We start from the raw sequence: 22,898 nt of genomic DNA, 5'->3' as shown, positions 1-22,898 counted from the left end.
GTCTCGTCACAGTACAGCCTTCAAAAGAGCTACAGCTCTAAGAGTTGCGATGTTTCACTGTGAAGCATGAACAGATGAAATCATCGTACCTACTTGGTGAAGGTCCTTCGGAAATAAGCCGAAATTGTTGAGAATCACGAAGAACGTAGTGATTCGATGATGAACAATACCTACTTGGTCTCCAAAAATTAAAGAACAATTTTCGGAAATCCCTTCTTATTGCTGAGAAACACTATTGGCAAAGCAAATAGATGTTGAACAGTACCTACTTGGTTCTCGGAGTTAAACACTTCTGTCCCGACCTCTTATTGAGAGAAAAAATACATAAAAATAATGAACGAAGGACTGTCCACTTTTTCCCTAGTTGAAACGTTGTATAAGTGAAAGGAGAAATCAGATGAAAAAGGAGGCAAATTTTGACGAAGTACTATTTTCTTTGGGGCAAGAAGTCATCCAAGTCTTGATTCGCCGAGGAGCAAGTCTTGAAGATGCACAAGATGCAGTGTCGCAAACGTATACAACGATTTTTTCAATATTACCTGAAATTACATCAGAAAATTTACGCCCGTGGTTTTTCCGAGTAACATTTAATTACTACATTACGATGTATCGAAAAAAGAAACGAGAACGTACTTTTGTGGCAAACAGCCATCCTGTGCAATCAATAGAAAAAATGGAAGGGCAAGAGTTATTATTATTGATCGATTCCTTAAAAGATGAGGAACAAGAACTATTACTTTTGAAATATTATTATCAATTATCGTATGCCGAGATTGCGTTGATTTTAGAATTATCTGTTGAAAATGTTCGCAAAAAATTGTATCGCACACGTCAAAAATTAAAAAAAGAACTGGAGGAATAGAAGTGGATTTAAAAAAAAGTATTCGTAAAGCGAAAAGAAAACAATTTATCATGATTGGTGCAATAACAGTTGTTAGTTTTGCCGTATTGTTTGTCGGTTTTTTTGTGGGAATGGATAAACTTTCGACGAAAAACTATCATACCCTACTAGAAGTAATTAATGATCAAGAAATGATTGCTTCACCAAACACTCAATTAGATTCCCAAGTAATTGTTAATAGTTCGCCTTTTGGGGGCGAAGTTGTAACTAATCGTTCAAAAAATATTGATGGTTACACGGTGGAGTGGAGTAATTTACGTAGCAGATATAGCTTTTTCAGAAATTCGATTGACTGGAATGAAGTCTATCCTGGTAGCTATTATTCTTCTAAGAATTTTTATGAATACAACCGACAAACCAAGCAGAAAGTAGCATCTTTTTATAACCCAGCGATTACCAATTACTATGGTGATGTTAAAAACGAATTAAGTGAATTAGATAAAATGGAAAACCAAGTAGCGGAAGTGGCGATTTCTTTTGATAAACCTTATCCATATGAAGAAGTCCGCAAAATGTTACCGAGCAATGTCAACTTAGTTTGGCTCTATGTTTACTCCGAAACGGTTAATGAAAAAGGGGGTCCTTCTGGTACGCTGCCTTATGGTTTTCAATTAAGCATGGACGATCAAAATGAAATATTTGATCCTGAAAACGACAAGCAACACTTTTTTGAAACCTTAGAAAAATCCCCCATGTTTGCTGACAACCAAGAAGGCCAAAAGTTTATCCAACAAAATAAAAATAAAAAAGTCGAAAAATTACCTATTTGGGGAGTCATGCTCACCGGACAAACTAAAAATTTCAAAGCCTTACAAAATGAACCTTTTGTTCGTGGTGCTTCAATTGGCGTGACCGCACCTATCGTTCCTTATATTCAGCCAGAGAAATAAACGTTCTTCAAAACTCTAAGCCTTCCGACTGATTTTGCTTCAACGATATTGTCAGTAAAAATAGAAAACGTTATAATAGAATGGATCACAGGAAGTGCTTCTACAATGCGTGGGAGCACTTTTTTTACTTATCTATGAGGAGGGCAAGTGAATGTTTTTTAATTTTATTGGGTTAACGTTATTTTTTGGTATCGGGATCTTAGTTGCGAATGGCGCCAAAATTGTAGCGAATAAAGGGAAAAAGAGTAAGGGGACCATTCTATTAATGGTGATGGAATTGCTCTTGTTAGGTATCTTTTTATTTGTGACTTTGCCAAGTAAAAATCTTTCAACCGTGTTGTGGATTAATCTGATTGGCGCAGTGATTGCTAGTGGGGTGTTATTAAGTACGCGCTTAGCTAGTAAAGTCGAAGTTCCTGGTATCCAAAAGGGCCGCAAAGAAGTAGGAAAGAATACCAACAAAACGGCTAACAAAGACTGGTCTGGCAAAATTTTGGGTGTTGCCGTTTTGGCAATGATTTTGTTGACCATTGTCAGTAGTATTACCAGAATTTCTTCTATTGATGAAATTTATCAAACGATTCCTTTAAAAACGGAAGAAAAAGCTGAAGTTTTAACTTCGGCGAAAGAAACACCCATTGCGATTGCACCACAAACGGCGAAACGAAAAATGTTACAGAAATTTTCCGTCATTCCCAATTCCAATATGTTTACTTTGGATGGTATAACAGCACAAGTTGTCAATGGCGAGTATGTTTATGTAGCAACAGTCGAATTTAATGGCTTCTTTAAATGGCTAAAACTGGGGGAAGTACCTGGCTATTTCATCATTAGTGCGACAGATATCAACGCACAGCCAGAATTTGTAGAAAAACCAATTGTTTATACTCCTTCAGCTTACTTTGGCAAAGATGCCGCACGAAAAATTTATTCCGCTTATCCAGGTTATGCAGCAACTGGCACAATCAATTTAGAGCTGGACGACCAAGGGAATCCTTACTATATTCAAACGCTTTACAAAGAGTATGGGGTTTCTGGTCGCATGCACTATAATGAATTTAAAACGGCGGTATTAAATGCTACAACAGGAGAAGTTAACGTTTATGGCAGTCAAAAAGCCCCAAGTTTCGTTGATGCGCCGATTACTAGCTCAGCGGCGAATAGCTTAAATGAATTCTTTGGTCGTTATAGTCAAGGCTGGTGGAACCAGACAATGTTTGGTGCCAAAAAAGATGTCAAAATTCCAACTGAAAATGGTATTTATGCATCAGGACAAATTACGCCGATGATGAACAAGGAAGGGAACCAGTTGCTTTATTTTACGGACTTTACAAGTAGTGAAAAAGACCAAGATTCCGCTTTAGGTTACTCCTTAATCAATGCCCGAACAGGTCAAGTTACGTATTATCGTGATACTAAAGTCGGCATTATGGATAGTGATGGCGCCATTTCTATCGCCTCAAAAATTTATCCAGAAAAGAAATGGAAAGCTAGTATGCCAGTCCTTTATAACATTGATGGCGTGCCAACGTGGATTGTTTCGTTAATGGACAGTAAAGGGATTTTCAAAAAATATGTCTATATAAACGCCGTAGATAATGATATTGTGATTGATGCAGACACGGCACAAGGCGCATTAGACGCTTATCGAATTGAGTTAGTAACCAAAGGAAGTAACAATGAAAATACAGACAAAGCCAACTTGAAAACGATGCAAGGTAAAGTAGCTCGTGTCTCAGTAGTAGCTGGGGAAGCGCAAACGGTAGTTTCATTTTTACTAGAAGATGAAAAAACCATTTTTAGCGTAACGACTAATAACAGTCCGCTGGCGCTATTCCTAAAAGAGGGTGACCAAGTGACATTTAAAGCCGTAGTGACTGAAAATGCTAAAGCAGCGAATGTTGAAGAATTGAAAATTGCAGGATTAAACTAAGAGGTCGGGACAGAAGTGTTTAACTCCGAGAACCAAGTAGGTACTGTTCAACATCTATTTGCTTTGCCAATAGTGTTTCTCAGCAATAAGAAGGAATTTCCGAAAATTGTTCTTTAATTTTTGGAGACCAAGTAGGTATTGTTCATCATCGAATCACTACGTTCTTCGTGATTCTCAACAATTTCGGCTTATTTCCGAAGGACCTTCACCAAGTAGGTACGATGATTTCATCTGTTCATGCTTCACAGTGAAACATCGCAACTCTTAGAGCTGTAGCTCTTTTGAATGCTGTACTGTGACGAGACGCATGTCGAGAAAACACCTTAGAAGTTGTTGAGATCGGAGCAACGCGTAGTGTTGCTTTTGTTCCCGCCGTTTATCAATTTTTAAGCCTGGAACAAAAATCCAAAGTGATTTTTGTCCCAGGCTCTCTTGGAAAAGAAGAAAAATCCACCTATTTCTGCTATGATAAGAGAGAAAAAGAATACGAAGGAGCTTCGCCCATGCGCAACATAAAATTAATCATTGAATATGATGGTAAAAGATACTCAGGTTGGCAACGACTAGGCAATTCAGAGAAAACGATTCAAGGGAAAATTGAAAGTATTTTAAAACAAATGACGGGTGAACCGATTGAAATTATTGGCTCAGGCAGAACGGATGCCGGCACACATGCACGTGGTCAAGTAGCGAATTTTAAAACGACTAGTTCACTAACAACAACCGAAATGTTATCCTTTTTAAATCGATATTTACCTGGCGATATTGTTGTTAAAGAAGTTACAGAAATGCCTGAACGTTTTCATGCACGGTATAACGCCACAGGCAAACAATACAGCTACTATGTTTGGAATAGCCCAATTCCTAATGCCTTTGAACGGTATCATAGTTTTCACTTTCCCAAAGCGTTGGATCAAGAAAAAATGGAACAAGCTTGCCAAAAATTAATAGGGACCCATGATTTTATTGGCTTTTCAGCATTGAAAAAAACCAAAAAATCGACTACTCGAACGATTGAAAAGATTACGATTGAAAGAAACGGTGAAATGTTACAGTTCACTTTTGTGGGCAATGGTTTCTTGCATAAAATGGTCCGCATCCTCGTTGGGACACTTTTAGAAATTGGTGCAGGCACCAAAGAATTAGCGATAATTGATGAATTGTTCGCAACAAAAGTCCGAGAAGGCGCAGGTGAAACGGCTCCTGCACAAGGATTGTTTTTAGATGAAGTGTATTATAAATAAACAACTTTAGAGGTGGGGGAAAAGTGAATAAAGATTGGAGAAAACTAAAAGCGTCTAATGAAGGTATTCCAACATTTGAATCATTAATGCCATATACTTTAGAAGTTTTGAAAGATGGAGATGTACTGAACAGAAAGATCATTTTAAAGCGTATTATTCAGTTCTTAGATATTCCGGATGAAATTGCCTCAATGATGTATCCAAACTACCCTCAAGGAGATGGGATTTTAGCAAATCGTTTCAGCTTTGCTATCAGCGATTTGTATAAAGCTAGAGCTGTTGAACGGATTAAACGAGGTATGTATCAAATAACAGAACTAGGTTTGGATTTATTAAATAATTATGGTGAAAAAATCAATAGAAAACTTTTGGAACAACAACCTGCATATCAAAAATATATGCAAGAATTAGTCGAACGAAATAATCGTGTTGGAACGACTACTATCGAAGCAAGCGCACCAATTGAAAGTGCTAAAATAGACATTGAGGATATGATCAACAATCAAAATAATCAAATTGCGATTGAACTATTAAATAAAGTTCGACAAGTGGAGCCAGTATTTTTTGAAAAGTTAGTTATACATTTATTGGAGACAATGGGATATAGTGGAAAACACGGAACGGCAGTTGTTACATCCAAATCAAATGATGGTGGAATAGATGGTATCATCAATCAGGATCCATTAGGAACTAGTACTGTTTATGTTCAAGCAAAGCGATATCACGAAACTAATACCATTGGTCGCCCTGCTATACAAGGATTTTATGGCGCTTTAGCTGCTGTAAATGCAGATAGAGGAGTTTTTATAACAACTTCTAGTTTTAGTGCTAATGCGCACGAATTTGCCAAAAATCAAGGGATAGTTTTAATAGATGGTATTAAATTAACAGAGCTCATGTTAGAGTTTGGTGTTGGTGTAGAAATAGCCAAGACGTACAAGCTATTTAGAATTGATAATGATTACTTTGAAGATGAGCTTTAGCTTATTATAAATAACAAAAAAATAAATTTTCTTTAACCACACCAATTAAAAAGTTGAACTTTATCTAAAAAGTGCTAACGTTAAGAAGAGATTAACAATAGAAAGAGGTCATTTTTTTGCTATCTTTACTTATTTCTGTCAAAAAACTATTTTCATCTTTTTTAGGTATCTTAAAAAAAGAAGACACTCGTGCCTTGTTCTTTTTACTGGCAACCACGTTGTTGAGTGGGACTATTTTTTATTCAACAGTGGAAAAATTGTCGCCATTAGATTCGTTATATTTAAGTTTCATGACGTTAACCACGATTGGTTATGGAGATGTTCATCCAGTTACTGACTTGGGAAAAATCTTCACTATGGTTTATGCTACAGTAGGCTTGGGAATTATGGCTATGTTTATTTCGGTCGTAGCAAAATCCTACTTGTATTCTAAACAAAGTCATCACCACCATCACCATAAAAACAAAGAACATTCAGCGGAAAAGTCTTCAGAAAAATAGACGAAATTGATGAGTTGACCAAGTGTTTCTCGAAAAATGAAAGTTTTTTGAGAAACACTCTTTTTTTATCTTAATAATTATGGTAGTATGTCCCAAACTGTATTTTATTTTAAAGGAGCGTGAAGTGAATGGTCAAAGCGATTCGGAAATTATCGTTAATTCAAAAAATCATGATAGGGATTGTGATTGGAACCACCTTGGGTTTCTTGGTGCCGGAATGGACCTTCATCAGCGTTCTTGGTGAATTGTTTGTGGGCGCCTTAAAAGCAATTGCGCCGATTTTAGTTTTTGTCTTAATTATTGCGTCGCTAGCCCAACAAAAGGCTGGGGCGAAAACATATGTTGGATCAATTTTAGTTGTGTATCTGTTAGCGACATTTTTGGCAGCTGTTGTTGCCGTCACGGCAAGCTATCTGTTTCCCGTTAAGATTGTTTTGGAGGCGGTGCAGGAAGCGCAAGCAGCCCCAACGCAACTTAGTGATGTTTTAAGCAATGTGTTAACAAGCGTTGTCCAAAATCCGATTCAAGCGATGATTGAAGGCAATTATTTATCTGTTTTATTTTGGTCCTCATTAATCGGTATTGGGTTACGTCAAAGTTCGGTCGCTACCAAGGATGTGATTGCCAATCTTTCAACAGGGATTACCACGGTCGTTCAAATGATTATCGGCATTGCCCCAATTGGAATTCTAGGTTTGGTGTTTCATTCGGTGGCAACCACAGGCATTGCAGGGTTAGCCAAGTATGGTCAGTTACTATTATTGTTAATTGGTACGATGGCCGTGGTTGCTTTAGTCGTTTATCCAGCGATTGTTTTTTGGAATATTCGGCAAAATCCGTATCCGTTAGTCTTTTTTGTATTAAAGGAAAGTGCGATTCCCGCATTCTTTACACGCAGTTCTGCGGCCAATATTCCCATTAATATGGAATTGGCGAAAGCAATGGATTTAAATGAAGAATCTTATGCGGTCTCTATTCCGCTAGGCGCAACGATTAATATGGGCGGCGCAGCCATTACGATTACTATTATGACATTGGCGGCAGTCCACACATTAGGCATGTCCGTGCCAATCTATTTAGCCTTATTGTTGAGCATCATCGCCGCTGTTTCTGCTTGTGGGGCTTCAGGAATTGCTGGTGGCTCCTTGTTGTTAATTCCGCTTGCATGTAGTTTGTTTGGCATTTCCAATGACATTGCCATGCAAGTCGTCGGCGTTGGCTTTATCGTCGGCGTAGTCCAAGATTCCATTGAAACAGCGTTGAACTCTTCTAGTGACTTGTTGTTTACCACCTCAGTTGAGTTAGCAGACCGACGTAAAAATGGTGAAATTATTGATGTCAAAGCATTAATTGGCAAAAGTCAATTGGTGGTCGAACAAGAAAATATTTAAAAGAAAGGAACAACCCACTAAAATGCGGGTTGTTCCTTTCTTTAATAATCTCGGCCCCATTTTTTTCAGGGGCCACTGAAATTATCGACCATTTTGTGAAGAAAATTCTCTCTATAATAAAGGTATCAAGTAAATAGGAGGTACACGAAATGAAATGGTATCAACTTTCCTCAACAAAAGTAATCGAGCAGACTAAGACGAAGCAAACGGGTCTTTCTAGCGAAGAACGTCAGCAACGTTTACAAACGAATGGTCCAAATAAAATTGAAGAAAAACAACAACTGAAAACGTGGCAAAAGCTAGCCAAACATTTTACAGATTTACTAATGGTGGTCTTACTCGCTGCCGCAATTCTAAAATTTGCCACAGGCGAAGTGGTCGAAGGAAGTATCATTTTTCTAGTGGTGCTTGTCAATGGCTTTGTCGGTTATTGGCAAGAGCGTAAAGCAGAAGAATCATTAGACGGCCTTAAACAGATGATGGGCCAAGAGGCAGTCGTTCTAATTGATGGACAAAAAACAACCGTTTCTTCTGAAACATTGGTTCTGGGAGATGTAGTCACGTTACAAGCTGGCGATGTAGTTCCAGCAGATTTGCGCTTATTTGATGTTCATAATCTGATGATTGAAGAATCAATTTTGACAGGTGAATCAGAAGCCGTGGAGAAAATTACCGGTTCCTTGAATGAGGAATTGCCAACAGGCGATCAAAAGAATTTGGCTTTTTCAGGAACACTTGTCCAAGCGGGCTCAGCCTTAGGTGTTGTAGTAGAAACAGGAGATGCCACTGAAGTTGGAAAAATTAATCACGCGTTGCAGTCAGTAGATCAAAAAACAACGCCGCTCGTGCGGAAAATGCACCAATTAAACAAGCAAATTTTCCAAGGGATTATGGTCTTGATCGTGTTTCTGATTTTCTTTACCACTTTTCGTCATGGCATGGAATGGAGCCTCTTATTTTCTGCGATGATTGCATTAATTGTAGCAATGATTCCAGAAGGCTTACCTGCTGTGTTAACGATGATTTTATCGATGGGTGTTCATGAGATGGCTAGAGAAAATGCGATTATTAAAGGCATGCCTTCCGTTGAAACATTAGGCTCAATGACAGTTATCTGTTCAGATAAAACAGGAACGCTAACTAAAAATGAAATGACGGTAATGGATGTAGTGACTGAAGAAATGACCATTGTCAAAGAGATTATGGCCAACTGTCAAGAATTGAAATTACAAGACCAACAAAAAATCGCCGACTTGCAGGGGAATCCTACCGAGTTAGCTTTACTACAATATGTTGATCAGGATCAACTGTCTTTACGCCCTGTAGAAAAGAAAATTCCGTTTAGTTCAAGTTATAAATACATGGCCACTCGCCATCCGCAAGCAGAAGGTTCAATTATTTATGTCAAAGGTGCGCCAGAAGTATTGTTACAACTTTCTATGTTATCTGATAATCAAAAAGGTGCTTGGCAAGCACAAGCTGCGCAATTAGCGCAAAAAGGACAACGGGTATTAGGTTTCGCTTATAAGACAGTTACGTCACAACAGGAACTGACACATGAAACATTGTCAGGATTGACGTTTGCTGGACTGGCAGGCATCATCGATCCGCCAAAAGAAAGTGCCATTCAAGCCGTCAAAGAATCTCAAGAAGCAGGTATTTCCGTCAAAATGATTACCGGAGACCATAAAGATACAGCGCAAGCCATTGGCGAGCAAGTTGGTTTAAAGCATACGAAAAAAGTCCTTGAAGGATTAGAAATTGATGCTATGTCAGATGAAGAATTAGCTCAGCACGTTCAAAAAGTCGATGTATTTGCACGAACGACGCCAGAACATAAATTACGAATTGTCACGGCTTTACAAAACAATGGTGAAATTGTCGGGATGACCGGCGATGGCGTGAACGATGCGCCAGCACTAAAGAAAGCTGATGTCGGAATTGCCATGGGAATTAAAGGAAGTGAAGTAACCAAACAAGCCGCAGATATGGTTTTGGCAGATGATAATTTCCATACGATTGCTAAAGCCGTGAAAGAAGGACGCCGCATTTTTGATAACTTGAAAAAGACGATTACCTTCTTCTTGCCAACCTCTTTAGCACAAGGTTTAATTGTTGTCTGGGCGCTTTTAATGAATCATCCTCTACCGTTGACACCTGTCCAGATATTATGGGTAAACATGGTAACTACGATTACTTTGTCTTATGCATTAGGTTTTGAAAAAGCGAGTGCTGATACCATGAAACGACCACCAAGAGATGTCAACGAAGGCATTTTAACAAAGTACAGTATTTTTAGAATCGTCTATGTGTCGGTACTCATTATGGTGCCAGGTTACCTCATGGCGTTACAATTTGAGGGCCAAGCCTTACAGCAAACGTTCCTCTTACAAAGTATCGTCTTAGCGCAAGCAGCGTATATGATCAACTGTCGTAAGTTGGTTGATCCGTCGTTAAGCACAGGGTTTTTCCAAAATAAAGTGTTGTTTGCTTCATTAGGAATCCTCTTTTTACTACAAGCGCTAGTAGTTTACTGGCCAGTAGCGCAGCAATTAATTGGCACAACTTCTTTAAATGGCCTTCAATTAGCAATGATTTTCGTCCATGTTGTGAGTCTGTTCTTCCTTGTCGAAGGGGAAAAATATATAACCAAACGATTCATGACGAAAGAAAGCCAAAAAACTAGCGAATGTCCTCGCTAGTTCCTTTAAAAATAAGAATGAAGAGTGAGCTCTGCTAGTCGGCGGAGTTCATTTTTTGTTGGAATTAAAGAGAGATAAAAGACAGGAAGATCAAGGTGATCCAAGGGAAAATTGGAAATAATTATGTCGGCTTCATTTAACGTCAACTGGCTTAGTTCCACATATTCAATAGCTTGTAATTTCACACGAGTACCTAAATAAGCAGCTAATTCTTGTTGCAAAAAAGCTTTCCAAGCAGGTTCCCCTTGAAAGAGGAAATAGGCAGTCATCGTTTGCGCCTGAATGGAATAACTGGCTTGTTTTTTTAACAAAGAAGCCAAACTAAGAAAATAAGTCGGTTCTTCAATCGTGGTGTAGCGAGATAAAATCTCCAAAAGTTCTTGGTTGCTCTTTGATAACGCAAGGTCCTCTGCGGCTTGTTCGGTCATTAATTCTTGATATTCCAATTGAAATTGCTCAGAAAGTGTTGGGGACTCGGTATATTTAATGAATAACAATAACAGATTATCCAATAAATTTGTTTGGATTAAATCAGGCCGGGCTTCTTCAGTGGACAAATTAGTGACAAACTGTTGTAACGACTTTCGCAGCTGACTGTAATGAGTGTGGAGCGCAGAAGCCAACGTTTCGCCATAGACATTATCGTAATTCCAGCTTTCTAAGAAACAAAAGAAGGCAAAAAAACTTTCTTCTCCTTGCAAATAGATGCCTTCAGAAGCATAAAGTTTTGCCAAGGACGGTTGATAAAGTTGAAACAAGACATCTTTTGAGTCAAAAGAAAATTGACTCACTCGGCAATTGGCTTTGTTGCGAATCGTGTTAATAAAAAACCAACAAGCGCCAAAAATTTCTTCCGTTTCCACCGTCAACTCACTACTGTAAACTTGTTTCAAAAATTGAAAATAATGCTCCTCATGAATAGAATAATCGTCAAAAAAATAATTATTATGAGTAAAAGGCACCAACAAACGGTGATAAAAAATCCGAATATTGCTTTCTGCCCCGATTAGCTGAATGGTCGTCGTGGTTAGTTGAATCGTTAAATGAAAATCACGTAAGGCCTGATTCATTTTTTTGATATGTCGCTTCAAAGTTTCATAAGAAACACCACTAGTGCTCAAAAAAGAAGTTGTCACTAACTCTTTCGTAAATAGTAGCTCTTTTAATAGTTGAATACTAATGGATTGAGGTAAAAATAATGACCAAAGCTCATTGGTTTGCGCATTCCCCTGATTGCGTAACCGAATACCACTGCTATCGGTTTCAATGGACCAGTCGGCGGGTAATTGACTGCGAATATACTGTAAATCCGAAAAAACGGTTCGCTCTGTCGTCTGGATTTGCGTGGCTAAACGCTTGGCTGTCAGCTGAGGAACATTTAATAACTGTTCCAACAAACGAATTTGCCGAAGCAAATCTTTTTCCGTTATCACACGTTTTAACATGGAGTACATGGCAAAACCTCCTTTTGCTTAAGAATACGGATAAAAAGGGGATTGGTCAATTAAAAAAAGCCTGGAACAAAAATCACTTTGAATTTTTGTTCCAGGTTCAAAACCTGATAAACGGTTCTGTCCCGACCTTTTTATTCACTATACAAAAATATCAAATGTATGCAAAACGGCTGACAATAAAATGGTTACAACAGCCATTCCTGATACAAAGCCGACAGCACCAGGAACAAACGGAGGTAATCGTTTAGCAATATAGTTACCGACAGGGGCCGCACTGATTCCTGCTAAAACGGCGATGGTCAGAGAAAGCCAAAAGCCACCACCCATCATTAAAATCACACCAGGAACAATACTGACCAGTGGCATAAACGTTGGATACCAACCTTCTTCAGCGAAATGTTTTCGATAAAGAAAAACACCAACAGCCGAAGCAATCATTTGTCCCATTAAAATGTCAGGAACCAAGCCAGAACCATTTGTAATATGATTAATATTGACAAACCAATCTGTTAAAACGCCTAGAATTACCAAACCTCCAACTAACTCATTTCCATAAAACCAAGCTTCGGAGAAGTCAGCAAAAGTGCGTCGTATTGACCATTGAAAGGTTTGCGTATTTTCAATTTTAGGTTGTTTTTGCCGCTTCTGAGCGATTGGTGCAACAGAAGGAACCATCCAAGGGAGTTGATGACAGATGGCTGAAACAATCCAGCCAACAAAAGCCATTGTGGTAACGTTGGAAACTGTCCCAGGTACATTTAAAAGGGGCATCAATTGCGCATTCAGCCAATTGGCAAACGGAAAGGTGAAAAGCGCACTCAACAGAGAAATCGTTCCTAATTTTTTCCAGCCAGGACCATAAACGAGCGTTAAAGCTGGCGGCGTGCCGACAACCACAATAAACGTTGGTAACCACAACACTTCTTTTGTAAAAAAGCGTGTAAAATCAAAAACATAAATAGTTAAAAAGAGGGAAAGTAGCTGAGAAGCAAGTACCCAAGGCCAAGCACCAGAACCACCAGCAATTGCAAATCCCTGCCATTTTGAATTTTTCCGATAAAGTTGCCAAGCAATCAGACCGCCGATTAGTAAGAAAAGCGTTGTAAAAAGTCCACCGTAAAATTCCCCTTCCGTGAAGTTCATAACAAAATAGATAAATTTGTAAAATCCCTGCTGATTCACTTTGGTAACTACGTCATTGTAAGGAAAAAAGTTAGACACATGTCGAAAGCCATTCATGATCCAATACAGGAACATTCCCAAAAAAATTTTTACAACAAGAGCTAAAACGGCTTCGTAATTGATCGATTTATTTTTCATATGATCGCTCCAAAAAAATGACATTTTACTAAGTTTTTGAAATTAGTTTATTTTAGCTACTAAAGCTTTTAGTGCCTCGTTAAAGACATTTGCTGGCGGATTAGTCAATCCAGCGCCAATCATACCAATCCCCGGTTCTTTATGAGCAATAGCAGTATTAATGACAGGCAGCATCCCTGTTTCTAAGACTTTTAAGACATCGATGCCTGTAGGAATCCCCATAAAATCTAAAACAGGAATCGTGACATTGGGATTTTCTTTCGTAGTAATTTCCAGCATTTCTTTTGAATAATTCAATGCTTCTGCCACTGTTCCGCCAACTAATGGGACAATTGCTGGTGCAGCTGCCATAGCAAATCCGCCAACACCATACGTTTCTGTAATAGCACTATCGCCCATATCCAAACCAGCATCTTCTTGTGTGTAACCAGCAAACATCGGACCAATCACCCGTTGGGCAGGCCCCGTAAACCAGTGATTTCCGCCAATCCCACTGACACGAATTCCAAATTCGACCCCATTGCGACACATGGTGGTGACAATTGTACTATTCTCCACATTATGCCCAGCATCTAACGCACATTTAGCGGCGCCCATCCAAGTTGGACCAGAAAAATAGTCAGAACTGCCAAGAAATTCAAATACTTCTTTTAATTGTTCACGAGAAAAATCAGTTTGAACCATGTAAGGCGTTAATGCTTGGACTAACAACGTACTTCCAGCTACATTGCGATTATGACACTCATCGCCCATATGCAAGGCTTGCGAAAGCATTAAGCGTAAATCAATGCCTTCTGGACAAAAAGTCATGGCATCATGAAGTAATGGACCTAAAACATCGCGCATCCAAATCAGACGATCCACGACGGATTGATCATTTGCACCAAATCGTAAAACTTTTGCCAATTGTTCACTTAAATTAGTAAAAGCCGTGTTGCCGTACGTTTCATTTTTGATAATATGAACGTACATATTCGGAGAAGTCACGCCAGCCATAGAACCAACGGCATCATGTTCATGACAAGGAGAAAACGTAATCGCGCCAGAACGAGCAACCCGATCAGCATCAGCTAGATCTTTTGCTAATCCTTCAAAAACAAGCGCTCCTTGAACGGCACCTTTCATCGGTCCGCACATATTTTCATAAGTAATGGGTGGCCCAGCATGTAAAATGGTCGTTTCAGTCATATCGGGCATGACATTAATTGCTTTATCAAATCCCACTAAAATAGGTTTTGATTGAATAATGCGGGTAACCGCTTCTTCGTTGGCTTGTTGGATTTTTTCATAAAGTGTTGGATTTTTTAATTGATCCAATAATTTCAATAGCTCTGGGTCACCATTGGCTGGCGGTGCCCAATTTACTTGATGTGAAGGAATCCCTTGTTTTTTCATATCTTCATGAATAAAGTCAATGCCTACATTGATCGTATCTAAAGGCTGTTTAAAAAGATCATTTCTGCTCATGTTCGTTCGCTCCTTTTACAAAAGTTTTGGTGGCTTCGCAAAGTTGATGACTGCTGTCGACAACGAGAACCTCTAAATCTTCTAAAATTTTCCGTTGTTCATGAATATCTTGTGGATCTTCTTCGGTCCCTAAAACATAGCCAATAATGGCTAACTCACGACCATCTGCTTTCGCTATTGCTTTGGCTTCCTTTAACGCCTCCGCTAACACGCCAACAGGATTTTCGTGAGAACCATAACCTAATTCAAAATCTAACGCTAAAACTGCCACTTCAGGATCTTTGGCTTCTTGAAGAATGCGAGTAATCCGAGAAGTCGGATCGATCATTGGATGTGGGCGGCCTTCTGTGAAACGATCATCACCGAAATCAATCAATGTATGTGCTTGGCTGTGGTCAGGATTTGCTAATTGCCGTTCAGGAATTTTATGAATATTACTATAAACATCATCAGAGACTTCTGTTAAAGCATATAAAAGTTCATCACAAAGAGTGCCACCACAGAACAACCCACGAACAAATTTTTGAGAAGGGGCTTGTTGCTGTTGGATGGCTGTTAACGTTGCACCTGTCGGATTTTGATAGAGGCTGGTTTCCGCTTTCTGTGTTTGACTAAATTGAATCACCTTTTGAACTGCATCCAGAGAAGAAGTAGCAAAAGTGACGTTGTCTATTTTTCGTTCCGTTTGTTCACTGCCGATAAAGTAAATAACAACTGGTTTAGTTGAAACAGCTAATTTTTTTAAAATTTTCTCTGTTACTTCTGGAGCAGGCGGTTTAGAAATAAGTAAAATTGCCTTAGTTTGTTCGTCAGCCATTAAAGCATCCAGCCCGTCAAGCATCATCAGCCCACCAATTTCAGCAGACAAATCACGGCCGCCAGTACCGATTAATTGTGAAATCCCATAACCATATTTATGGATTTGAACACTAACTTCTTGGCTGCCTGTACCAGAAGCGCCGACAATTCCAATATCTCCTGAACGTACCTCGTTAGCAAAACATAACCCAACGCCATTAATAATCGCTGTTCCACAATCAGGGCCCATCACAAACAGTTCTTTTTCGTGTGCTTTTTGTTTTAACGCTAATTCCTCGTCAACCGTCACGTTATCACTAAAGAGCATGACGTGTTTTTGCTGATCTAAAGCTTTATGCGCTTCTCGTGCAGCAAATTTTCCATTGACAGAAATTACAACTAAGTTGGCATCAGGCTCTTCATGAAGGGCTGAATCTAACGTCTTATAGGTTACTTCAGAAGAAGCGGTTTTCTTTTTCTTCGTAAATAACTCGTCGACTTGCTGTAAAATTTCTTCTGAGTTCGCTTGGTCATCAAGATCTAAAACAATTAATAAATCACCCGTTGTAACATGATCCAAGGCGGGTGTATATAAACCAACATTCCGAATCACTTCAAGATTCATGTCGGTTCCCATCCCAATCATTGCAGTTTTAACTCCAGCCAGTTCATTGGCTCGTGTTGAAATGGTCATTAAAGTAACTGAATCAAAATAGGCGTTCTCTTTAATTACTGTTTGAATTGTCATGATTATTCTCCTCACAAAATAGTTTTAAACCAAAAATAATGCCGCAAAGTATGTCGCTTCCTGAAGTTGAGCCCACCTCCTCTAAAGCTGAAACCGCTTGAGCCATTTCGTTTGTATTTCCACTTTCAATTGATAAAAAAACACGCTGAACTAGCTGAGAAAACCGTTCGTTCACTGCTTCATGGATTTCCGCATAACTGACCGCATTCGTTCGTTCCTTGGCTAGCACAGCCAGCTGTTGGAAATTCGAGGGAAGTTGCTGTAATGCAGAAAAACTAGCAAGTAATCCTGTGATAAAATCATCGCCAGTGGGGGTTAAACCAATCCCCAATCCCAAAATCTTCGTTAAACAATCAAGAGCTATTTTAAAAGATTTTTGCGCCCAAGCCTGTTGAAAATGAATCATTTCTTTTTGAATCTGGGTCCGACTATAAGAATCAAAAAGAAAGGTTGACGGCGAAGCAGGAAAAAGCGCTTGCCAAGGATTGAAACGAGTTTGCTGAATATACGTTAAAAAAATAGCTATCTTTGTTTTACTGGGTGTTAAATAAAGTGGCGTTGGTTGCCAAATTTGGGCATCGGCTAGGGTTAATTGTCGTCGGCCTAACCGGATAAACAGGGGCTCAATTTGGACAGGTAAATCAGCGAAATGGCTAAGTTTTTTTTCATCGAGTATAATCGTGTTAGGTGCTATATGTTCGGGATGCGTTGAAATGGTCAAGAGAATTTCTTGGGTGTCTACATGACCATAATTAATAGCGTGCGTAAAACATTGCAAACTAGTCAATGTTTGATGAGGGAGTTTCGATAAAATCGTTTGGTCATAAGCTAAAATTTTTGTCATTCCAACGACCTCCTTTTTAATAGCGCTTTCACGACTTCATAATAAAAGAATCCAGCACGCTAAACAATTGCTAAAAATGACATTGATTTACAAGTTTGAATGGACAATTTGTACATTGGGAGGAAAAATGATGTTAAAAGTGAGTGATTTATTAACGTTAGAAGAATTACCTGGCATTACCTTAGTGGCAGGACATAAAAATCAGGACCAACCGATTTTAAAAGTCAATATTTTAGAAAATCCTGATATTTTAGATTGGCTAACAGCAGGTGAGCTGCTGTTAACGACAGGGTACATATTTAAAGATGATCGGAAATTACAGAAAAATTTTTTGAAAGAACTAGCCAAACACCATTGTGCTGCCTTAGGATTTAAAACCCAACGTTATTTTGAAGAAGTTCCACCAGACTTAATCAAACTAGCAAATGAAATGAATGTACCTATTTTAGCAATTCCTTACAATTACACCTTTTCGCAAATTGCTGACGTGTTGAAAAGTCGTGTCACGTTAGAACAATTTGACATGAATGCGCAAGAAACCGCATTGCATAATAAAATTTATCAAATCTTAGAAACGGGAAGTAGCAGTTTTCATTTGCTGCAGGATCTAGCAGAAACCATTCAAAATCCTGTCTTGTTATTGGATGACCACTTTGAAGGAGTTAATTTTTTTGACTTGCCTAAAAATCCAATTCGTATTTCTAGCATTTTAGAAGATAGACAAGAAACCTCAGAGTTCCAAAAACAATTACTAGAACAAAGTCATCCATTATTACGCTTTTATCAAGAACCGATTCATTTACAGTTGAAACTCCAGAACCAAGTGGTGCCAATTGAAATTTATCCAATTAAAAAGAAAAATGTTATTTTATATTATTTACTCGTCTGGAACACCTTGGCCCCATTACGACCAGTCGACGTGGCTCATTTTAAAATCACAGCCCATTACTTACTTTTACAATTGCAATTGGAATACTCACGGAAATTTGAAGAATACCAACAACGAAACGAATTATTTTTTAAGCTGATTGCGCATGAAAAGAGGGACCAAGCTGTTTTCCAACAATTTCAACAATATTATCGCTTGGCAATAGATAAGCCCTATGCGATTTTGCTAATTTCATTAACCTTAAATGAACGCCAAAGGCAAGAAAGAATGTCTATTTTAGGCAACCAGCTAAACCAAGTTATCTTAGGGGACAAACAAAAAATTGTTTGTATTGAAATTGACAGTTCCTTTGTCTTATTAGTTGAAGATCCACCTGAAAAAGAAGGCGATTATCTGAAAATGATGCAACGCCTAGCAAAAAGCAGCATAAATCAGTTAATGAAAGTACAAGAAGATGTGGAACTTTTCCTAACAATAGGACCTAAGATTCAGGGTCTGACCCAGATTCATGAATCTTATCAACAAGCGATTGACGTTTTAGCCTTTCAACGCCAATTCGTTGCAGAAAAACCTGAAATGAGGATTGCTTCCTACGCGAATTTTCATTTTAGACAGACACTACAACGTTATTTTTTAGAAGAAGGACAAGCAACCCTCAGAAAAAAATATCTTCAACCATTGCAGAAAAGTGATCAACAGCAACATACCGACTTTGTCCATACACTGAATGTCTATTTTCAATCAAAACGAAACTTGTCTCAAACAGCCAAAAAGCTCTTTATTCATCGTAATACTTTGTTACAACGATTGGAGAAAATTGAACAGCTAGTGCTGTTGGATTTTGATAAGGAAGTGGACTTGTTGGCGCTGGAAGTGGCGTTGTTTGTGGGAACTTAAGATGCAATATAAGTGGTGGTTTTTAATTTAATAGAATATATAAAAGAAACGATTATACAAGAAGGATAATTTAATCAATAAAAAATGGAATCTTTTCAATAAAGATTCCATTTTTTATTGAAAAAGTTGGGGTAATTCATTACACTTACACTGTTCCCACTCGTCTTTATACAAATACCTCTGCTATATACAATCAAAAATTACATCATGCTATATATAATAAGAACCAACAACTACAACAAAAAAATCATCTAGAAAGAAGCCCAAAAATGAACCTAACCCATCAAGACTTCAATCTATTCAACCGAGAAATCTTCACATTTAAACAACTCAAAGAGCAACAAAAATCAGCAGAAATCGATGCCTTAAAGCAAACCTACAAGCAACATTGGGAAAAGTGGAAAGCCTTAAACCTCGCAATTGCCCAAGGTTTACCAGCTGAACTCGGCATCACTAAGCCGAAAATCGAAAGCTGGACCAACGGCTGGAATTTACGCAGTCATTTCTGGGCTGCATATCGCAGTGAGCAACGCCAAGCGGAAAATGCTTGTCTGGCGTTGTTATTAAATAAAAAGCAATTTCAAGTGTATTTGATGTTTCAACATTACAAAAGTGAGGAGCGGGCAGGCTCAGTTGTCGCTTACAATCAATTGCTTAATCGTTTAGAAGCTTGGAGTCAAACCATCGACTGCGAAGGCTATTATATTTGGCCACAGGAGGAGCATGAACTAGTGGACCATTTGCCTTTAAAAGATTATTTAGCAGATGAAAAACAACGGAAAATTCTAGAAGAGCGGATAGGCAATCGTTCATTTCAGATCGGTAAGTTGTGGTTTGCGACGGAAAAGCTTGAAACGATTGAAGAAAAAAGTTGTCAGGCGCTTCAAGAATTAGCACCGTTGTATAACGCATTATCTGAAAAATGAACGAAACAACGTCCTTGACCAAGTACCTAGTCAGAGACGTTGTTTGTGTTTTTATTGATTTAAATCTGTTAGTAGTAGCTCGTTAGAAACAGCAAAAGTAGTAACTTCTGTTAAAGCTGGATCCAAAGTGTATTTTGTAAATGAGGTAGTACTTTCTGGTTGGACATACATGGTTAGATTAGTCACATCATATCCTGACCAATAATGTGTGAAATCAGACAGAGAATTACTTTGACCTAAATGGCCAATCCCCCGAGGAATCATCACTGTTTGGAAGGCGCGATAGAGTTGCATAATCCCTTCAGAGCTATCAAATTCTTGGAGATTGTCAGAATAGTATAACGCACGAATGAAACGTGACGGCGAAGTGAAGTCTCCTGGGATTCCTAGTAGTCCGTAAGAAGTCCCGCCTTCAATTGGGTCAAGTGTTGCGCCTGATTTTAAAGTGTAAGGTTCCTTAATAGCATAGTTGCGCATCCCGATATAGTTTCGTGCATTGGTTAAATGATAATTGTATTCTGGGCTGTTTGTGACTACGCCAATCGAATCATAAATGACGAACGCTCCGTTATCTGTTGGTTGCAAAACGATACTATTATTATTTTTATCATTAATGGTCCAGTGTAAGGTAAAATGAACTTCCCCCAATGAATCAAGTTGGAATTTTTGATCTAACAGGCCGATTTTTTCAAAAGCTACTTTTACTTCGTCAACGCTTTCAAAATTACTCAAAATATAAGCGAGTACTTCTTCTGCAATATGAGGTGTTAAACCACGCTCTGCTAAACTTTCAGCAGGTGCTGTTGAAGATTCCATTAAATATTGAATATCACCAGATAAGCCGGCTTCGTTGATACCATCTGTGATAGCAAGGCTGACGGTTTTACCATCGTTCGCTGGTTGATCTGTGCCTGACATTGCTAGTCCCATAAAGGCATATTTTGCCGTCCAAGGATTTAGTTGGCTGTTTAGAACTGTACCTTTTGGAAATTGAGCAATTAGAGTAGGGATTTTTGGTGCAATTGGATCTTCGTTGCCGAAAAAGTCAAACGTAAAATCCATCGTACGTCCATAAAAAATATCATTTGTTTTGGAAATAATCTTGATGCCTGTACACATAATAGTTTCCCCCAATTAATGTAAGTTTGTGAAGCCTGTTTACTAGTTAAGCATATCATACTCTAGGAAACAGCGGTGGCTAAATTCCTAAAATATTAGACAATTTTGTCTAAATGAGGTGAAAAAAATTTTTTAGCGATTTCCTTCACAAAACACCTTATTATCTTTCCGAAAATATGATATCTTTAGAATGGAAATTTCATGAAAAGAGGATGCGAATGTTTAAAAAGTACACACAAATGATAAGGGATGAATTTAAAGGGTATAATCAAAAAAAATTGAAAAAAGATTTCTTGGCAGGTTTGACTGTCGCAGCCGTCGCGTTACCGTTAGCGTTAGCGTTTGGGGTCTCTAGCGGCGCCACTGCAGCAGCTGGCATGATCACGGCGATTATCGCTGGAATTGTGATTGGAAGCCTTTCAGGTGGGTTTTATCAAATTTCAGGACCAACAGGTGCGATGGCAGCTATTTTAATGTCAATTGCGGCAGTGCATGGCATGCAAGGGATTTTGTTGGCCACCTTTTTGGCGGGAATTTTCTTGCTTTTGGCAGGGATTTTGCGTTTAGGGAGCTTGACTTCTTTTATTCCGTCACCGGTCATTACCGGGTTTACTTCAGGAATTGCTATTATTATTGCGTTGGGGCAGCTTGATAATTTCTTTGGGGTTCGTTCAGAAGGCCACAATTTAATTGAGAAAATCAGCAGTTATCGTTCATTGGGCTTTGATTTAAGTATACCAACGACGGTTATGTCGATTTTAGTGGTGCTTGGATTAGTATTCTTTCCGAAAAAGTGGAATGGGATGATACCAGCTTCATTGGTGATGATTATTTTAGCTACGTTAGCAACAGTGGTTTTTCAACTGCCAGTGGCCACTGTAGGGAAAATTCCGACAAGTATTTTTAGTGATACACGTTTAGAACTTGGTTCGCTTCAATTAAGTGCGTTTCAGGATATTTTGGTGCCTTCGATTAGCATTGCTATGTTAGGTATGATTGAAAGTTTGCTTTGTGGCGCTTCGGCTGGTCGCATGACAGGGAAACCATTAGACAGTAATCAGGAACTAGTGGCACAAGGAATTGGCAACTTAATTTTGCCATTTTTCGGTGGCGTTCCTGCGACAGCAGCGATTGCCCGCACGAGCGTAGTGATTAAATCTGGTGCGCAAACACGTTTAGCGGGTATTTTTCATGCGGTCTTTTTATTGTTATCGATGTTGCTTTTATCGCCAGTCATGTCTAAAATTCCCATGCCTGCGTTAGCTGGTGTTTTAGTGGTGACAGCGTGGCGAATGAATGAATGGTCGGTGATTAAAGAATTCTTCCAGAAACGTTTCCACACAGCCTTATGTTTATTCTTTTTAACGATGATAGCGACCGTTATTTTTGACTTGAGTTTAGCGATTGTTTTAGGGGTCTTAGCGGGTTGCCTGTTTTTCATTGCGAAAAGTGCCGTGATTACGATTAATGTCGAGGAAGTTGATTGGTCAAGAATGGGGCTAGTACCGACCGATTGTACGGAAAATTGGGTGGTAGTTTATTTGAGTGGCCCGTTATTTTTCATGTCTTCTGAACGATTGAAACAAACGTTACTGCAATTGGAAACAAAAAGTGGTGTAGTATTTTCAATGCGAGGAGTTCCTAGCATTGATAGTACGGCGTTAGATATTTTAGAAGAATTTTGTCTTGCAGCAGAAGGTCGCGGACAACAAGTTCAATTTGCCGCTCTGCAACCAGAAGTTGAAAAAATGATTCGAACCATTCAAGGAAATCATGAGAAGGAATACCATTTCTCAGTCGCAGAATTTTTACAAACGGTGCATGTTGCAGAACAATAAGTCATTTTCAAATGAAATGTTCTATTTTCTATTGCGTGCTTAATGTGTGAAGAA

17 protein-coding genes are annotated in these 22,898 nt (G+C 38.7%); 11 read left to right on the top strand and 6 right to left on the bottom strand.

The genetic code is table 11. The features are described from left to right. Positions 1-397 precede the first annotated feature (397 nt). From IGL07_RS12160 to IGL07_RS12125, 8 genes are all read left to right on the top strand, one after another. Positions 398-862 carry an RNA polymerase sigma factor gene (locus tag IGL07_RS12160; protein ID WP_002383292.1) on the top strand — a complete coding sequence of 155 codons (465 nt, stop codon included), beginning with the start codon at positions 398-400 and terminating at the stop codon, positions 860-862. 2 nt (positions 863-864) lie between these two features. Further along, the gene (locus IGL07_RS12155) at positions 865-1,791 is read left to right on the top strand and encodes an anti-sigma factor (protein ID WP_010712876.1); all 927 of its coding nucleotides are present in this window, start codon (positions 865-867) and stop codon (positions 1,789-1,791) included. A gap of 151 nt (positions 1,792-1,942) precedes the next feature. Further along, positions 1,943-3,724, top strand: coding sequence for a DNA-binding protein (locus IGL07_RS12150; protein ID WP_075575569.1), 1,782 nt, complete (start codon positions 1,943-1,945; stop codon positions 3,722-3,724). Positions 3,725-4,227: 503 nt separating this feature from the next. Next, positions 4,228-4,968: a tRNA pseudouridine(38-40) synthase TruA gene (gene truA / locus IGL07_RS12145; protein ID WP_010712874.1), complete on the top strand. Its 741-nt coding sequence runs from the start codon at positions 4,228-4,230 to the stop codon at positions 4,966-4,968. Positions 4,969-4,991: 23 nt separating this feature from the next. Continuing rightward, positions 4,992-5,951 carry a restriction endonuclease gene (locus tag IGL07_RS12140; protein WP_010817670.1) on the top strand — a complete coding sequence of 320 codons (960 nt, stop codon included), beginning with the start codon at positions 4,992-4,994 and terminating at the stop codon, positions 5,949-5,951. A gap of 116 nt (positions 5,952-6,067) precedes the next feature. Continuing rightward, positions 6,068-6,451 carry a potassium channel family protein gene (locus IGL07_RS12135; RefSeq protein WP_002355036.1) on the top strand — a complete coding sequence of 128 codons (384 nt, stop codon included), beginning with the start codon at positions 6,068-6,070 and terminating at the stop codon, positions 6,449-6,451. Positions 6,452-6,579: 128 nt separating this feature from the next. Next, on the top strand, positions 6,580-7,842 hold the full coding sequence (gene sstT, locus IGL07_RS12130; RefSeq protein WP_438747435.1) for a serine/threonine transporter SstT: 1,263 nt from the start codon (positions 6,580-6,582) through the stop codon (positions 7,840-7,842). Positions 7,843-7,991: 149 nt separating this feature from the next. Next, positions 7,992-10,544 carry a cation-transporting P-type ATPase gene (locus tag IGL07_RS12125; RefSeq protein WP_010817669.1) on the top strand — a complete coding sequence of 851 codons (2,553 nt, stop codon included), beginning with the start codon at positions 7,992-7,994 and terminating at the stop codon, positions 10,542-10,544. Between the two features lie 5 nt (positions 10,545-10,549). On the opposite strand, the gene IGL07_RS12120 is transcribed toward IGL07_RS12125, so the two are convergent. From IGL07_RS12120 to IGL07_RS12100, 5 genes are all read right to left on the bottom strand, one after another. Continuing rightward, the gene (locus tag IGL07_RS12120; protein ID WP_025189589.1) at positions 10,550-11,989 is read right to left on the bottom strand and encodes a helix-turn-helix domain-containing protein; all 1,440 of its coding nucleotides are present in this window, start codon (positions 11,987-11,989) and stop codon (positions 10,550-10,552) included. Between the two features lie 147 nt (positions 11,990-12,136). Next, positions 12,137-13,318, bottom strand: a complete 1,182-nt coding sequence (locus IGL07_RS12115; protein ID WP_002370060.1) for a hypothetical protein — start codon at positions 13,316-13,318, stop codon at positions 12,137-12,139. A 42-nt stretch (positions 13,319-13,360) separates the two neighbouring features. Next, positions 13,361-14,785 carry a DUF1116 domain-containing protein gene (locus tag IGL07_RS12110; protein ID WP_010817667.1) on the bottom strand — a complete coding sequence of 475 codons (1,425 nt, stop codon included), beginning with the start codon at positions 14,783-14,785 and terminating at the stop codon, positions 13,361-13,363. Continuing rightward, positions 14,772-16,331, bottom strand: coding sequence for an acyl-CoA synthetase FdrA (gene fdrA, locus IGL07_RS12105; protein WP_010817666.1), 1,560 nt, complete (start codon positions 16,329-16,331; stop codon positions 14,772-14,774). Before fdrA ends, IGL07_RS12110 begins: the two co-directional genes overlap by 14 nt. After that, positions 16,309-17,175: a DUF2877 domain-containing protein gene (locus IGL07_RS12100; protein ID WP_010817665.1), complete on the bottom strand. Its 867-nt coding sequence runs from the start codon at positions 17,173-17,175 to the stop codon at positions 16,309-16,311. The genes fdrA and IGL07_RS12100 overlap by 23 nt, the downstream gene beginning before the upstream one ends. A gap of 127 nt (positions 17,176-17,302) precedes the next feature. Between IGL07_RS12100 and IGL07_RS12095 the strand changes: the two genes are divergently transcribed. Next, positions 17,303-18,961, top strand: a complete 1,659-nt coding sequence (locus tag IGL07_RS12095; RefSeq protein WP_025189588.1) for a PucR family transcriptional regulator — start codon at positions 17,303-17,305, stop codon at positions 18,959-18,961. 269 nt (positions 18,962-19,230) lie between these two features. Further along, positions 19,231-19,887, top strand: coding sequence for a glucose-6-phosphate 1-dehydrogenase family protein (locus tag IGL07_RS12090; RefSeq protein WP_010817663.1), 657 nt, complete (start codon positions 19,231-19,233; stop codon positions 19,885-19,887). A gap of 51 nt (positions 19,888-19,938) precedes the next feature. Here the strand turns inward: IGL07_RS12090 and IGL07_RS12085 are convergent, their stop codons facing one another. After that, positions 19,939-21,006 (bottom strand): choloylglycine hydrolase family protein, encoded by a 1,068-nt coding sequence (locus tag IGL07_RS12085; RefSeq protein ID WP_002370058.1) that lies wholly within the window; start codon positions 21,004-21,006, stop codon positions 19,939-19,941. A gap of 176 nt (positions 21,007-21,182) precedes the next feature. Here IGL07_RS12085 and IGL07_RS12080 point away from each other — a divergent pair, with 176 nt between their 5' ends. Continuing rightward, the gene (locus IGL07_RS12080) at positions 21,183-22,844 is read left to right on the top strand and encodes a SulP family inorganic anion transporter (protein ID WP_025189587.1); all 1,662 of its coding nucleotides are present in this window, start codon (positions 21,183-21,185) and stop codon (positions 22,842-22,844) included. The last annotated feature ends 54 nt before the right edge of the window (positions 22,845-22,898 follow it).

The organism is Enterococcus sp. DIV1368f, assembly GCF_051712245.1.
Classification (GTDB): Bacteria; Bacillota; Bacilli; order Lactobacillales; family Enterococcaceae; genus Enterococcus; species Enterococcus faecalis.
This window is presented reverse-complemented; position numbering and strand designations above follow the sequence as displayed.